The sequence below is a fragment of the Smaragdicoccus niigatensis DSM 44881 = NBRC 103563 genome (assembly GCF_000380645.1).
GTDB lineage: Bacteria > Actinomycetota > Actinomycetes > Mycobacteriales > Mycobacteriaceae > Smaragdicoccus > Smaragdicoccus niigatensis.
In genome coordinates this window covers 93,182-106,736 of record NZ_AQXZ01000008.1, presented here as the reverse complement: position 1 = coordinate 106,736, position 13,555 = coordinate 93,182, and the positions used below count along the sequence as shown (strand labels likewise).

Annotated in this window: 16 protein-coding genes; 9 read left to right on the top strand and 7 right to left on the bottom strand. The window is 64.3% G+C overall.

Annotated elements, in window-relative coordinates:
* From F600_RS31445 to F600_RS0102035, 4 genes are all read left to right on the top strand, one after another.
* On the top strand, nt 1–448 hold a 448-nt coding region (locus tag F600_RS31445), incomplete at its 5' end, for a hypothetical protein (protein ID WP_211220029.1).
* Complete coding sequence (locus tag F600_RS29990) at nt 445–1,560, top strand: DUF6777 domain-containing protein (protein ID WP_060934602.1); 1,116 nt, start codon at nt 445–447, stop codon at nt 1,558–1,560. The genes F600_RS31445 and F600_RS29990, both read left to right, overlap by 4 nt.
* An 89-nt stretch (nt 1,561–1,649) precedes the next feature.
* Nucleotides 1,650–2,414 carry a class II aldolase/adducin family protein gene (locus F600_RS0102040; RefSeq protein ID WP_245541453.1) on the top strand — a complete coding sequence of 255 codons (765 nt, stop codon included), beginning with the start codon at nt 1,650–1,652 and terminating at the stop codon, nt 2,412–2,414.
* Nucleotides 2,415–2,436: 22 nt separating this feature from the next.
* The gene (locus F600_RS0102035) at nt 2,437–2,973 is read left to right on the top strand and encodes a putative immunity protein (protein WP_018158916.1); all 537 of its coding nucleotides are present in this window, start codon (nt 2,437–2,439) and stop codon (nt 2,971–2,973) included.
* Between the two features lie 9 nt (nt 2,974–2,982).
* On the opposite strand, the gene F600_RS29985 is transcribed toward F600_RS0102035, so the two are convergent.
* Genes F600_RS29985 through F600_RS0102020 form a run of 3 tightly spaced genes read right to left on the bottom strand, consistent with a single transcriptional unit; the run spans nt 2,983 to nt 6,533 of the window.
* Entirely contained in the window at nt 2,983–4,125 is a 1,143-nt protein-coding gene (locus F600_RS29985) for a DUF3047 domain-containing protein (protein WP_018158915.1), read from the bottom strand.
* 51 nt (nt 4,126–4,176) lie between these two features.
* Nucleotides 4,177–5,064, bottom strand: a complete 888-nt coding sequence (locus F600_RS0102025; RefSeq protein ID WP_018158914.1) for an alpha/beta fold hydrolase — start codon at nt 5,062–5,064, stop codon at nt 4,177–4,179.
* Nucleotides 5,061–6,533: a flavin-containing monooxygenase gene (locus tag F600_RS0102020; RefSeq protein WP_018158913.1), complete on the bottom strand. Its 1,473-nt coding sequence runs from the start codon at nt 6,531–6,533 to the stop codon at nt 5,061–5,063. The genes F600_RS0102025 and F600_RS0102020 overlap by 4 nt, the downstream gene beginning before the upstream one ends.
* A 125-nt stretch (nt 6,534–6,658) precedes the next feature.
* Here F600_RS0102020 and F600_RS0102015 point away from each other — a divergent pair, with 125 nt between their 5' ends.
* The gene (locus tag F600_RS0102015) at nt 6,659–7,882 is read left to right on the top strand and encodes a PucR family transcriptional regulator (RefSeq protein ID WP_018158912.1); all 1,224 of its coding nucleotides are present in this window, start codon (nt 6,659–6,661) and stop codon (nt 7,880–7,882) included.
* Here F600_RS0102015 and F600_RS0102010 read toward each other — a convergent pair.
* Entirely contained in the window at nt 7,866–8,444 is a 579-nt protein-coding gene (locus F600_RS0102010) for a TetR/AcrR family transcriptional regulator (protein ID WP_018158911.1), read from the bottom strand. The two genes, F600_RS0102015 and F600_RS0102010, sit on opposite strands and share 17 nt — an antisense overlap.
* A 92-nt stretch (nt 8,445–8,536) precedes the next feature.
* On the opposite strand from F600_RS0102010, the gene F600_RS0102005 reads away from it, so the two are divergent.
* The gene (locus tag F600_RS0102005; RefSeq protein ID WP_018158910.1) at nt 8,537–9,016 is read left to right on the top strand and encodes an SRPBCC family protein; all 480 of its coding nucleotides are present in this window, start codon (nt 8,537–8,539) and stop codon (nt 9,014–9,016) included.
* 19 nt (nt 9,017–9,035) lie between these two features.
* Nucleotides 9,036–9,302 (top strand): hypothetical protein, encoded by a 267-nt coding sequence (locus F600_RS0102000; protein ID WP_018158909.1) that lies wholly within the window; start codon nt 9,036–9,038, stop codon nt 9,300–9,302.
* On the opposite strand, the gene F600_RS0101995 is transcribed toward F600_RS0102000, so the two are convergent.
* The gene (locus F600_RS0101995) at nt 9,286–9,927 is read right to left on the bottom strand and encodes a dihydrofolate reductase family protein (RefSeq protein WP_026306070.1); all 642 of its coding nucleotides are present in this window, start codon (nt 9,925–9,927) and stop codon (nt 9,286–9,288) included. The two genes, F600_RS0102000 and F600_RS0101995, sit on opposite strands and share 17 nt — an antisense overlap.
* Nucleotides 9,928–10,085: 158 nt before the next feature.
* Here F600_RS0101995 and F600_RS0101990 point away from each other — a divergent pair, with 158 nt between their 5' ends.
* A complete protein-coding gene (locus tag F600_RS0101990; RefSeq protein ID WP_026306069.1) occupies nt 10,086–11,450 on the top strand; it encodes a wax ester/triacylglycerol synthase domain-containing protein in 1,365 nt (454 codons plus the stop codon).
* Nucleotides 11,451–11,453: 3 nt separating this feature from the next.
* Here F600_RS0101990 and F600_RS0101985 read toward each other — a convergent pair whose 3' ends face one another.
* On the bottom strand, nt 11,454–11,948 hold the full coding sequence (locus F600_RS0101985) for a RidA family protein (protein ID WP_018158905.1): 495 nt from the start codon (nt 11,946–11,948) through the stop codon (nt 11,454–11,456).
* Between the two features lie 66 nt (nt 11,949–12,014).
* On the opposite strand from F600_RS0101985, the gene F600_RS29980 reads away from it, so the two are divergent.
* Nucleotides 12,015–12,608 carry a TetR/AcrR family transcriptional regulator gene (locus F600_RS29980; RefSeq protein ID WP_018158904.1) on the top strand — a complete coding sequence of 198 codons (594 nt, stop codon included), beginning with the start codon at nt 12,015–12,017 and terminating at the stop codon, nt 12,606–12,608.
* Here F600_RS29980 and F600_RS0101975 read toward each other — a convergent pair.
* Nucleotides 12,605–13,420 (bottom strand): methyltransferase domain-containing protein, encoded by an 816-nt coding sequence (locus F600_RS0101975; RefSeq protein WP_040630036.1) that lies wholly within the window; start codon nt 13,418–13,420, stop codon nt 12,605–12,607. The genes F600_RS29980 and F600_RS0101975 overlap by 4 nt on opposite strands.
* Nucleotides 13,421–13,555: the final 135 nt, after the last annotated feature.

Here is a 13,555-nt window from a genome sequence, read left to right as displayed (position 1 = left end):
GATCTGCAACAGCGGCACCTGCGGATGCGGCCACGGCCTCACCAACTGCTCCGGATACTGCATCAACACCTACACCGACCCCAACAACTGCGGCGCCTGCGGAAACGCCTGCAACTCCGGCGCCTGCAACAACGGAACCTGCGCACCCGTCACCCCGACCTGCTCAGGCGGCCAAACCCTGTGCAACGGCACCTGCGTCTCCCTCGGCTCCGACCCCAACAACTGCGGCGCCTGCGGAAACGCCTGCAACTCCGGCGTCTGCAACAACGGAACCTGCGCACCCGTCACCCCCGCCTGCCCTGGTGGCCAAACCCTGTGCAACGGCACCTGCGTCGACCTCAGCAGCGACGCTTACAACTGCGGTGCCTGCGGCAACGTGTGCTCGATCGGCCAGACCTGCACTCATTGTCCGGTCGGCACCTGTTCCAACGGAGTGTGTGGGCCGTGACCGCGCGGAACCAGATCCGCTGGATCGCACTCGTCGTCGTCCTGGTGTCCGCACTCGCGGGCTGCTCCGCCAAACCCGCCACCGGTACCAGCGAATCGGGAGAGGTGTGGCTGACCACGGCAACCGCGCCCGGCCACAACCCGTTCATGCCGCCGGCCGCCGCAGCGTTGCCCGAGAAGACGGCCACTCCGCCCAAGCTCACACCACAGGGCAATGGGCAAAGCATCACGCCGCAAAGCCAGCCGGGAAACCAAGAGGGCCTGTACGGCGGCACGATGAACAACTCCTCGTGCGACCGCGACAAGATGATCGCCTTCTTACAAACACACCCCGCTCAGGCGAAGGCATTCGTCGAGGCGTTGAATGCGGACTCGACGCTCTTCTGGAGCGGCGGAAGGCAGCTCCGGGTCGACCAGATTGCCGCCTACCTCCGGGAATTGACGCCCGTGATCCTTCGGGTCGATACGCGCGTGACCAATCACGGGTTCGACGGGACCAAGGCGACGCCGTTGCAGTCGGTGCTCCAAGCCGGGACGGCCGTGATGGTCGACGGGCACGGCGTTCCACGGGCACGCTGCTACTGCGGGAACCCGCTCACCGCCCCGAGCGCCCTGACCGCCACCCCGAAGGAAAACGGACCCAGGTGGGCCGGCTACAACCCGGGCACGATTGTCGTCGTTCAGCCGACGACGATCGTCATCAACATCTTCGTGCTCATCGACATCGTCACCGGACAGCCGTTCAATCGGCCCGTCGGTTCGGACGGTAAGAAGGACGCTCCGAAGTCCGGAACTGCACCGGGCGGCGCGGTGAAGAACGGCGTGTACTCGAGCGGCGGACTCTCGGTCACCGTCAAGGATGCTGTGTTGGTCAAACTGGCCGAGAACATCGGCGGCAACTGCGCGCTGAATGTCGACCTGTCACTCGCCATCGACCCGACCAACGGCACGTTCTCCGGACCGTGGACGAGTCAAGTTATATCCGGCAAATGCACCGGCGCCTCGGGGACGATGAGTGGCTCGGTTCACGACAACGTCATGACACTCACGCTGGTCAACAATTCGACCGGCAAGACTTTCACGGACCAGCTGCAGCTGGGCTCACGGCGCTAGCCAATCGCCCGTTGTGACCTGCACTGAATGGAACACTGGTGCCCATGAACGAGACCGTCCGGAAACTCCTCGAACAGGCCGTCGGCCCGATGCCGGAGAACTGCGACCTTCCGGTTCCACCCATGGGCCTGTCCGAGGACGAAGAGCGTGCACAGCGCAAACTCGACCTCGCGATCGCCTTCCGCGTCTTCGGGAAGTTCGGATTCTCCGAGGGCGTTGCCGGGCACATCACCGCTCGCGACCCGGGCGACCCGAACCTGTTCTGGGTCAACCCCTTCGGAATGAGCTTCAACCAGATTCGGGTAAGCGACCTCATCTGCGTCGACCACGAAGGCCGCGTCATCCACGGAACTCGGCCGGTCAACCGAGCCGCCTTCATCATTCACGCGCAGGTCCACGCAGCCCGCCCAGACGCCGTCGCGGCCGCCCACGCGCATTCGTTGTATGGGAAGGCCTTCTCGTCGCTCGGAATCGAACTCGCACCGATCACACAGGATGCGTGCGCGTTCTACGGCGACCACGGGCTCTACCTGAACTACAGCGGCGTCGCCTATGCCGAGGAAGAAGGCAAGAACATCGCGGCTGCCATCGGCGACTACAAAGCCGCGATCCTCCGTAACCACGGCCTCATCACCGTCGGAAGCTCGGTATCCGCAGCCGCCTGGTGGTTCGTCACCATGGAGCGGTCCTGCCAGGCTCAACTCGTCGCGATGGCCGCGGGGACACCCACAGTTGTCGACCACGACACCGCGATCCTCGTTCGCCAGCAGATCGGGAACGAGCCCGCGGGTTGGTTCCAATTCCGTCCGTTGTGGGAACAGATCATGGCGACGCAGCCGGACGTCGCAAGCTGAGCCGATCGGCCACAATGAGGTCGTGGCGATCGATCCCAAGGACTACTTCGATCTCGAGATGTCGGAGCTTCGGGAGGTTGCTCGATTCGCCGTCCGCAACGCGGAAGACGTTCTGGGCGTTTTCGAAGAAGTGAATCCCGTCGATGCGCGCCCGCGGGCTGCCATCAGCGCGGCCTGGGAGTTTGCGAACGGCGCAAAGCGCAGCAAGCTCCAACGGGTCACCGCGCTCGATGCACATCGCGCGGCCAAGGAAGCGGGCTCTGAGGCAGCAAAACATGCCGCGCACGCTGCTGGCGATGCTGCGGCCGCTGCGTACCTACATCCCTTTGCCAAGGCCGAACAGGTGGGCCACATCCTCCGGTCAGCCGCCCACGCCGCGTGTGCGACTGATCTGCTTGCCGGAAACCCGCAGGCCGGAACGGATCACATCACCAGGGTCGCGGCCCGCGCGACGCCCGTCCTCATCGACGTGCTGCGCCGCTACCCGCCCGCGCCGGCAGGCAAGTCGCGGGTCGCCGAGCTCATGCTCGTTCTGGATGGAATTGTGAGATCTCGCTGATCGGTCGTCTCAGAGAACGCTGGTGACGTCGCTGCCGTCGACGAGCGCGATGCCCCGGAACGCCGCAGTGGCGGTCTGATGCATGTGCAGGCTGACGGCGATCAACCAGATCGCGACCACTCGCGCGGGCGCCGCGCCACCGATTGCCGCTCGATGGTCGGCAAATGCCGGCCGTTCGTCAGACACCCAGGTCCCCAGATCCGAACGACCGCTGCGGACCACGATGTGCGTTTCACGACGTCGCCAGTGATCGAGCGGGCACGGATAGGCCAACCCCAGCGGCAGCGAGGAACTCCACTGCCAGGTGAGGTCTCGCCCATCGTCGAATTCGACGGCGATACTCACGTAGTCGTGGGTGAACATCGTGTTCTCGGGCACCGCAGCCGGAAGGTCGTCGACGCGCCATGACCAGCGCAAACGCAGGTTATCGGTGAGCGCAACATCGACCGGGTGCCGAATGATGGCGACTGTATCGCGGCAATCGACGTCGATTTGGCCTTCGGCCTCGGTGTAAACGTCCTCGTGCCCGAGCAAAGGGTGGTGGAACCAACCGTTCGGAGCGTGCGGTGGGTTGGTGAGACGTTGAGATTCGATCGCACACAATCCCGACGAATCCGCGGCGGCGACTTGTGCGAGGGCGCGCTGGGGATCGCCGTCACTCGGCCAGATGGCGACAACGACCGTGAAGCCTCCGCGAATCGCCTGGAACGGGATGCGATCGGTCGTGACATCGCCGTTCGACTGCAGTTCCGCCGGTAGTCGTCCGCCGAACTGCACTTCTCCTTCCCGATCCGCGGTGAAGGTGAAGGTGGGGCGCGCGCTCATCAGCGCCGGTCCGTCGCCGACCCGGCACAGCATCCCGAAGCTCGGACCCGCCCCGATCCCGCGCTGCGTCATCGCGAATGCACGCCCCCACGCAAGCCACGTGACCCGATCACCCGGCCGGACACGGATGCCGGTGGCCGTCCAGGGCCGCCGGTTGGCCGGCACTGTGACGAGGTGGGCCTCTCTCGCCACGCTGAGGAGGAGAATCCGCAGTTCCCGGCCGTCGACGACGGTAGTCGCCGGTGGTCGATTCCCCGCCATCGCCTGAACGGTGGCGAGCGACTGTCTCAACAGCGCTCGCGCGGAGGTGTCCGTGAAGATGTCCACGGAGATTATTGAACGCCTGACCAGGCCCTACGGACAGTCGAAGCCGCGAACCTAAGCGCTGACCTCGACATGACTGGCGATCAGTTCGAGGAGCCGTGGGATGACCCCAGCCGGGAAGTTATGCCCCATGCCCGGGATGACGACGTGCCGCGCACCGCTGATGGCGGCGGCAGTGGCACGACCGCCACTCGGCGCGACGATGAGGTCGCGATCACCGTGGATGACGAGAGTCGGAGCCGTGACGCGGGCCAGTTCTGCCGTTCGATCACCGGACTTGTGAATCGCGCTGATCTGCCGCGCGACCCCGCGACCCGTGAGCGGACCGGCACCGCGGTCCCAGGCCGCGGCAGCGTATTCACGCTCGGCAGCCTCTTCGAACGGGAACCCTGCCGACGCGATGTGGCGCATCATCCGCACGTGGCGAGCAATCGCCTTGCGTTTGGTCCGCGCGGGCGGGGCCGCGAGGTGCAGCATCGTCGACTTCCGGGGCTGCCCGACCGACGGGTCGCCGGTGGTCGAGAAGATCGAGGTCAGCGACGTGACACGCTCGGGATACCGGGCCGCCACCGTCTGCGCGATCATCCCGCCCATCGACATTCCGACGACGTTTGCTTGGCCAATTCCGAGGTGGTCGAGCAGGCCGACCGTGTCGGCGGCCATGTCACCCAAGTCGTAGGCATCTGCGCGCGGGCGCGCCATGAGCTTCCGCAAGGTTCCGGGCGCTTTGGTGTCGATCTGCGTCGACCGCCCGATGTCGCGGTTGTCGAATCGGATCACATAGAAACCGGACCGCACGAGTCCATCAACCATCGCCTCCGGCCAGACCGTCAGGTCGACACTGAGTCCCGCGACGAGCAGCAATGGCGTCCCGGCTGGGTCACCGTCGGTGCGATAGCAGAGCGTGATGCCACGGCCGACGTCGGCGAAGTTGTCCTTCATGCGAAAACCTCGATTCGAGAGGAAGAAGTGAAACGAAGATTGGGGTCATCGACCGGCCCGCCGCGCAGCAGCTTGACGTCGGCCTGATAGTTCATCGACGTCAGCCACGGGTAGCTGAGTCCTTGACGCGGCAGGTCTTCGATCGCGCGTTTGACGTAACCTGCCCCGAAGTCCAGCAGCGGACGGGTCGCCATGTCTGGTGCGGGCAGCTCGGGATAGCAGATGTCGGCACCGATCTCGTCCATGTGGGACAGCAATCGGGTGAAGTGCTCACACAACAGTCCGACCTTGAGCGTCCATGACGAGTTGGTGTAGCCGATCGCGTAGGCGAGGTTCGGCACGTCGCTGAGCATCATGCCCTTGAACGCGACCTTGTCGGCCAGGCTGACCGGCGTCCCGTCGATCGTCAGGGCCACTCCCCCGAAGAGCTGCAGGTTCAGTCCGGTGGCGGTCACGATGATGTCGGCTTCGAGTTCGCGGCCGGACTCGAGACGAATGCCCGTCTCCGTGAAGGTGGCGATGCGGTCGGTGACGACCGATGCGGAGCCGTCGCGCAGGGTCTTGAACAGATCACCGTCGGGCACCGTGCACATCCGCTGGTCCCAGGGGTTGTACGTCGGCTTGAAGTGTTCGTCGACCGGGAAGTCCTTCGGCAATTGCCGAGCGTTCGTCGCGCGGATGAACCGGCGCATTGCCCGCGGAAAGCGCTGCGACACTTCCCAGATCAGGCGCTGCTGCACGACGTTCTTCTGACGGGTGATCCGGTAGGCGAGGTTCGCCGGCAGGACCTTGCGCAACGTGTTGGCGATGGCGTCCTCAGACGGAACCGGCAAAATGTACGTCGGCGACCGCTGCAGCATCGTGACGTGCCCGGCCTGGGAGGCCAACGCAGGCACGAGCGTGACCGCAGTGGCACCGCTGCCGATGACCACGATCTTCTTGCCGGTGTAGTCGAGGTCGGCGGGCCAATGCTGAGGGTGCACGATCTGGCCGGTGAACTGCTCGCGGCCTTCGAACGTCGGGGTGAATCCCTCGTCGTAGCGGTAGTAGCCGGCCGCACAGAAGATCCAGTCTGCAGTGATGGTCACCGGCTCACCGTCGTGATCCACCTCGACCGTCCAGCACGCTTCCGCCGTCGACCACGCCGCCGAGACGACCTTGTGGCGGTAGCGGATCTGCTTGTCGATGCCGTTCTCGGAAGCCGTCTCGCGGAGGTAATCCAGGATCAGGTCGGCGGTCGCGATCGACTTGTCGTGGACCCACGGCTTGAACTCGTAGCCGAAGGTGTGGAGGTCCGAGTCCGACCGGATTCCCGGGTAGCGGAACAGGTCCCACGTGCCGCCCGACGCCTCGCGGGCCTCGAGGATCGCGTAGCTGCGGCCCGACTGCTCGGCCTGCAGGTAGTACGCGGCGCCGATGCCCGAGATACCGGCGCCGATGATCAGCACGTTGACGTGTTCTGTTGCCATGGAAATTCCGTTCGATGAGGTGTCGACTCCAGAATCCGCTCTAAACCACGTCATTAGCCATGGCAGAGTGCATCACATTTGACATGTCATGGTGCTTGTTGCACCAGCATGGCTATCCTTCGACCATGGCATCCGAAGAGGCGCTCGATCTCCTCCGCCGCACCGCTGAGCTTGCGCTCAGCGAGCCACAGCGATGGCTCGCCAATATCGACGCCGCCATCATGTCCGCGCCAAGCATGCGGGTCATCGCCGATGACCCCGTGCTACGGGCCGCCACGCAGCGAACGAATCGTTCAAACATGCTCCACTGGGCCACCGCGGTGGCCAGCGATCCCGCTGCCCGGGTGCCTGCGAACATCGGCGCCGAGACGCTGAACTACGCCCGCGACCTCATTCGGCGCGGAATGACCGAGTCAACCTTGGACTCGTACCGCATCGGACAGAACGCGGCATGGGTGCAGTTCATGCGCGAGGCGTTCACCTTGACCTCCGACGCGGAGATCCTGCAGGAGGTCCTCAGCCTCGCGTTTGCCTCGATCTCCGACTTTCTCGATGCAACGATCGGCGCAGTTGCCGCGCGCATGGCCGTTGAACGCGACGAATTGACTCGCGGCACACACGCCGAGCGCCGGGAGGTCGTCTCGCTCATCCTCGACGGAGCACCCATTCCCCGCCCGCGCGCTGAGGCGCGACTGGGCTACGCATTGACCGGCACGCATCTCGCGGCGATCGTTTGGGGCGAGGACCCGGATTCCGAACTGAGCGACCTCGAACGCGCGAGTGACCTCGTCGCCCGAGCCTGCGGTGCGCGTCACCGGCTCACTGTCGTGCCGAGCGCTGCGACCCTGTGGGTGTGGTATGCGGGCGGCTACCCGCCGGACGCCGATCGACTCGACACGCAGATCAAATCCATTGCCGGAGTTCGTATTGCACTCGGACCGGCCGCTTCGGGGATCGAAGGTTTCCGGCGCAGCCATCTCAACGCGCTGACGACCCAGCACATGGTCGCGCGCCTGAAGTCCAGCCGCCGCGTCGCAAACTTCACCGACGTACAACTACTCACGATCCTCAGTGGTGACCTCGAAGGCGCGGACGCGTTCGTCACCGCAACGCTCGGCCCCTTCGCCACCGCCCCCGCCGACATCCGCCAATCGGTACGGATGTTCGTGCAGTGCCAGTGCAACGCCTCACGGGCCGCGACCACCCTGCACGTGCATCGCAACACCATGCTTCGACACCTGGAACGGGCGGATCAACTGCTGCCGCGACCGTTGAACGACAACAGTGTCAACATTGCTGTCGCGCTCGACATCGTCGAGTGGCGCGACGCATCTACCCGACGACCCTGAGGGCGAGTGTGCGCGCTCGGTCGAGTTCCGCGTTGTTGCCAAACAATTCGCGACGCACGTTGCCGGCGTTGAGCAGGGCGTCGATCGTGAATGCATCTGCCGCCGGGTCCGCCGACCCGGCCGTGACGAACTCCGCCTCGAGCAGATCGAGCCACTCACGTTTCAGTTTGCGGACCGAGTCCGCGACTGGCCCTTCGCGGTGCCCGTACTCAACAGACGTAGCTGAGACGAAGCAGCCTCCGGGAAAGACGCCGGCGAGCAGGTAGGCGATCCAGGAGTCGACGAGCGCCCGCAGCCTGGGTTCTCCCGGTTGGCTACCCCACGCTGGAGCGATGACCGTCTCGCGATAGATCCGCCGCGCCTCTGCGACGGCCGAAATCTGGATCGCCTCACGGGAACCGAAAACCGTCAGGATGCCGCTCTTGCTCAGTCCCGTGGCGGCGGCGAGCGAGCCCACGGAGATCGAATCGAGCCCGTGAGTGGTGGCGATCTCTGCCGCCTTGCGCGCGGCCTTGCGTCGCGTCACGTCACCGCGCGCGCGCCGACCGTCCACGGAAGTCATCCATCTATTTTATACGACCGACTGGACGTAAATTACCGCGGGCGCTAGCTTCATAATTACGACCGGACGGTCGCATAGTTCAAGGAGTGGCCATGCCTGAATACGAGCCCGTTCTCATGGACAGCATCGACATCGATGCGCCCATCGAGAAAGTCTGGAGCTTGGTCAGCGATGTCTGCCGGATGCCGGATTGGAGTCCGCAGGTGCGCTCAACCCGACTTCGCAGCGGCTTCGACCAGGTCGGGTTGGGAACGCAATTCACGAACCTCAACAGCCAGGACGGTCTGGAGTGGACAACCCACGGCGAAATCGTGCGTTTCACGCCGCTACAGGAGCTCGCATTCCGAATCGTCGAGAACTGGGCGGTGTGGTCATTCACGTTGGACCGCAACGAGTCCGGCGGAACGCGGCTCACGCAGCGGCGGGAGACACCAGAGGGACTATCAGCGGTGTCGCTGAACCTCACTGAGACCTATCTGGGCGGGCAGGATGCGTTCACCCAGTCAATGAAGGCCGGCATGCGGCAGACGATCGAAGGGGTCCGCATGGCCGCGGAAAGCGCTGCCGGATAGCTGCCGATATCCTCGGGCTGTGGTGAACTTCCTGCTGTCCGTCACCTTCGCCTGTGGACTTGTCATCGCCGTGGCACACGTGGTCAACCGGCGCTTCGTAGCTCCCGTTTACGACGTGGTCGCCAACGTGCTGGCATTCGGATGTGCGACCGCGGCATCCCTGTTGCTCGACCATTGGACTCCGGCGGCACTCTCGGGATTCGCCATTCTGTGCTGGCTGATCCTCGCGCGCCGCACCATAGGCGCCCTCAGTACCCGGGAACTCGAGGTCAGCGCGAGAAAGTGACGTGGATCGTGCCGCTCTCGGCAACTTCCGTCGCCACGTTGTACCCACCCTCGAATCCCCGCAGGTCCGCCCACAGATTCTCACCGCGGCCGAGCAGGATCGGCGCGATGGCCACGTGCAGTCGGTCGACCAGACCGGCCGCGAGGTACGGCCGCACGGTCCTGATGCCGCCGCCGATACGAACGTCGCGATCCCCGGCAGCGTCCCTGGCGAGCGTGAGCGTCTCCTCGGCCGAACTCTGGACGAAGTAGAAAACCGTGCCGCCTTCCATCGTCAGCGTTGGCCGCTTCTCATGGGTGAGCACGAACACCGGGACGCCGAACGGCGGGTTCGAACCCCACCAGCCCTGCCAGTCCGGGTCGTCTGGGTGAAGGTGTAGTCCGAACATGCCGGCGCCCATGATCTCGGCGCCAATGCCCTCGAAATACGCTGCGGCGTAGTTCTCGTCGATGCCATCACTGCCACGATCGGGTTGACCGAAGACCTTTCTCTGCATGGTCTTCGTTGCGACGTACGCCGCGGTGAGGCGTTGCCAATCCTGCCCGATGGGGTCTTCGGGAGTTTGGTCAGTCGTCGTCGCATAGCCGTCGAGTGAGATGTTGAGGTCGACTCGCACCAAGCCCATTTGTGCCCCTTCCGTGGTGAGGCTCATGCTAGCCGGGTCCAAGCAGGGTCCGACCGATCCACCATGGACCTCAGTCTTAGGGCACAAAGTCTCCGATCACGTCCTGGGTGTTGTGATGCGGATCACCGCCGTCGTAGCTTTCCGTGAAGGAGAGAACGATGACTGAATTCATGAGCAATAGCGACGCGTTCACCTGGGCGATGGAGGCAGATCCCCGGCTGAGGTCGACGGTCGTCACGGTGATTCTGCTGGAGCGCGAACCGGACTGGAATGTCGTGCGGTCCCGGTTCGAGTTGGTTGCGACAAAGCTGCCGATGTTCCGCAAGAGGGTGGTGGAGTCGGTTCCGCCGGCGCCGCCTCGGTGGGAATACTGCGCGGACTTCGACCTCGACTTCCACATGCTCCGGGTGTCGGCCCCGGCGCCCGGAGGCCTCGACGTGGTGTTGGAGATGGCGCGCCGCTCGGCCATGGACGAGTTCGACCGCGCTCGTCCGATGTGGGAGGTCACGTTCATCGACGGACTGGCGGACGGCGGCGCGGCGGTGCTCTGCAAGTTCCATCACTCGTTGACCGACGGCGTGGGCGGCGTGCAGATCGCGATGACACTGTTCGACCTCACCGAGGAGCCTCGGGTGATCAGCGAGGAGATCGTCGAACCCCAGATCACCAACCCGCAGTTCCTCCAGACCTACCGGGATTCGGCCGGCTACGACGTGGGACTCCTGTCCTCGACCGTCCGCAGCGCGCTCAAAGCAGCTCCGTCACTGCTGGTGGAGAGCATTCGCCGGCCGGTTCACGTGGCGACCGAGGCGGCCGAGATGGTGGCGTCGGTGTACCGCACCGTGCGGCCCGTGAACCAGACTGGATCTTCGCTGATGACGGATCGCTCGCTTGTGCGGCACCTCGCCGTGCTGGAAGTGCCGATGCCGCGTTTGCGAGAAGCCGCCCACCGCGGCGGCGGCGCGCTCAACGACGCGTTCGTTGCCGGGGTGGCCGGCGGCTTGCGTCTCTACCACGCCAAACACAGCGTCAGCGTGGGTGATCTGCACCTGACAATGCCGGTGAGCCTGCGCACCACGGACGACTCCATGGGTGGGAACAAGATCACTTTGATGCGGTTCGACGTACCCGCCGGCGAAGCCGATCCCGCGCTGCGGATAAGCGCGATCCACAGCCGCACGCAACGGGTACGCCATGAGAAGTCGTTGCCCTACACCCAGTTGATCGCGGGCGCCCTCAACCTGATGCCACGTTGGTACATCGGCTCGATCCTGCGCCACGTCGACTTCCTGGCCAGCGACGTTCCCGGGATTCCGGTCCCGGTGTATCTCGGCGGAGCCAAGGTGCAGATGCAGTTCGCGTTCGGCCCGACAATCGGGGCTGCGGTCAACGTCACGCTGTTGACCTATGTCGACACCTGCGCACTCGGCATCGACGTTGACACCGGCGCGATTCCGGACTTCGAGGTGTTCTTCGACTGCCTGGTGGCGGGGTTCGACGAGGTTTTGGCGCTCGTCGACTGAGGGTCACGCGGTCGCGCCGGCGATCTCCAGTTCCGCTGAAATCACCACTGGCAGGCGGAACGGCAGGGTCGAATAGCCGACCGCCGTTCGAGCATGCGCACCGACCTCCGGACCGAAAACCTCGAGCAAGAGCTCAGAGGCAGGGTTCAGAACCATGGTCGTCAATTCGAAGTCCGGTGCTGCATTGACGAATCCGGTAACCGTCAACCATGCGTCGATTCTGTCCAAGCTTCCGATCGCCTGCTTCAAGCTGGAGAGCATGGACAACAACGCAAGAACACCTGCGCTCTGAGCCTGTTCGAGGGAGACCTCTGAAGGCACTTGTCCTACCGGTCCGGCCATCGTGCCGTCCGGCGCCAGGGGCCCGTGCCCCGAAGCGAAGGCGCGACTTCCGTGGACGCGGACCCAGCTGAAGGGAATCCTGACACCGGGCGGCAGCACAGCCGGTCGCGGCAATTGAAATCCCAGTTCAGACAACCGCCGCTCAGCATTCGACATGACAGGCACCTCGCTTTACAGCTTGTCAAGCTTTCGAGTTTCAAGTATCCGAGTAAGCTTTACACCGTGTCAAGTGGAGACCCACAGACCCGACAACGAATCCTCGAAGCAGCACTGGCCGTTCTGGAGGACGGCCGCGGCGCGCCGGTGTCGATGTCGCAGGTAGCTACACGTGCCGGCGTATCCCGGCAGGCTCTCTACCTCCACTTCGCCGACCGGACCACCCTGCTTCTCGAAGCCAGCCGACTGGCGGATCGGAAATATCGGACTCCGGACCGTCAGCGCCGTATCGACGAAGCGCCGTCGGGGCGCGAAGCGTTGCGGAAGGCCGTCGCCCTGCAAGCCCACATCAAGCCACTTCTGCTCCCGATGATCATTGCGCTGGGCGTGCTCCGCCGATCCGACGCCGCCGCCGAGATCGCCTGGCAAGAGCGGGATCAAGCCAGACTCGAGCGCTGTCGCCAAGTTGCTGACCGTCTCGAGAACGAGAGCTTGCTCAGGCCAGGGTTGTCGACCGACGCAGCCGCAGCAATGATCTGGGTCGCTACCAGCTCTGCCGCGTGGGAGGACTTGGTGCTCAGCTGCGGGTGGACCGCTCAGCGCTGGACGGATGAGACAGTCGCGCTGCTGGAAGCTGGACTGCTCAGGTCAGACGCTTAGGAGGGCTTGCGACCCCACACCTGGAAGAAGAGGTGGGATACGACGAGCCTTCTCGGGTCGGCCAGATCTTGTGCAAGGCGAGTCTTGATCTCCCCGAGCTCGTCCGCCTGGATCATGCCGTCGCTCACTACACGTTGCGTGAGGTTCTCGGCGAAATCGAGCAAGATCGATCGGCGCTCGTGACCGGGTGGGTAAATGTGAACGATCGGATTGATCTGCACATCGGTCACGCCGGCCTCGCGCAACAAGCGGGGCACCTTACGACCAATGAATGGGTCAATTCCGTTCCGTGCTGAATAGTCCACGAACAGGTCGACGATCGACGTCCACGCCTCGCTTGGCGGATCACAGAAGTGGCTGATCCAGTCCGCCTCATGGAAGGCGACAAGTCCACCGGGCCTGGCAAGCGCCACCGCCTCCATAACCACTTCGTGCGGCCTGGGGATATTCACCAGAACCAGGCGTGCGGTGACAAAGTCGAAGCCGCCCCGCGGTAGGCCCGTGGATCGAGCATCAACTTCGCGAACTTCCACGTTATGCAGGCCTTGAGAAGCGATCATCTGTCGCGCCAGCATGACGGCATCGCTGCTTCGCTCGACGCCCGTGACCGATCCAGATTTGCCGACACGACGCGAGAGTTCGTCGAGGCAGCCATGCGGTCCGCAACCGATCTCGACGACGCGACAGCCCTCGAGAGAGCCCACCTGATCGAACAGCCAACTGGACTCAGGCGCGAGCTGAGCCGCCTGCTGCTGTAGCCGCTTCTGTTCTTCGGTGCGGTAGCCGAGCACATACTGATCTTGTTGAGACACGATGCCTCCAGCCGCCGAACCATCGCTTTGCTGGGGACGACGCTACGCCGTGAATTCGCTGACGGTAGATGGTTACAACCGCGATTGAACAGCGGAATTGGGAGTCAACGTCGCGCTCCCTGATAGCCAAGATTA

Bases quoted from the DNA above. Each gene is read 5' to 3' on its own strand.
- F600_RS0102040 (WP_245541453.1), top strand. From the start codon at position 1,650: ATGCCGGAGAACTGCGACCTTCCGGTTCCACCCATGGGCCTGTCCGAG.
- F600_RS0102025 (WP_018158914.1), bottom strand. From the start codon at position 5,064: ATGAAGGACAACTTCGCCGACGTCGGCCGTGGCATCACGCTCTGCTAT.
- F600_RS0102020 (WP_018158913.1), bottom strand. From the start codon at position 6,533: ATGGCAACAGAACACGTCAACGTGCTGATCATCGGCGCCGGTATCTCG.
- F600_RS0102015 (WP_018158912.1), top strand. From the start codon at position 6,659: ATGGCATCCGAAGAGGCGCTCGATCTCCTCCGCCGCACCGCTGAGCTT.
- F600_RS0102010 (WP_018158911.1), bottom strand. From the start codon at position 8,444: ATGACTTCCGTGGACGGTCGGCGCGCGCGCGGTGACGTGACGCGACGC.
- F600_RS0102005 (WP_018158910.1), top strand. From the start codon at position 8,537: ATGCCTGAATACGAGCCCGTTCTCATGGACAGCATCGACATCGATGCG.
- F600_RS0101995 (WP_026306070.1), bottom strand. From the start codon at position 9,927: ATGGGCTTGGTGCGAGTCGACCTCAACATCTCACTCGACGGCTATGCG.
- F600_RS0101990 (WP_026306069.1), top strand. From the start codon at position 10,086: ATGACTGAATTCATGAGCAATAGCGACGCGTTCACCTGGGCGATGGAG.
- F600_RS0101985 (WP_018158905.1), bottom strand. From the start codon at position 11,948: ATGTCGAATGCTGAGCGGCGGTTGTCTGAACTGGGATTTCAATTGCCG.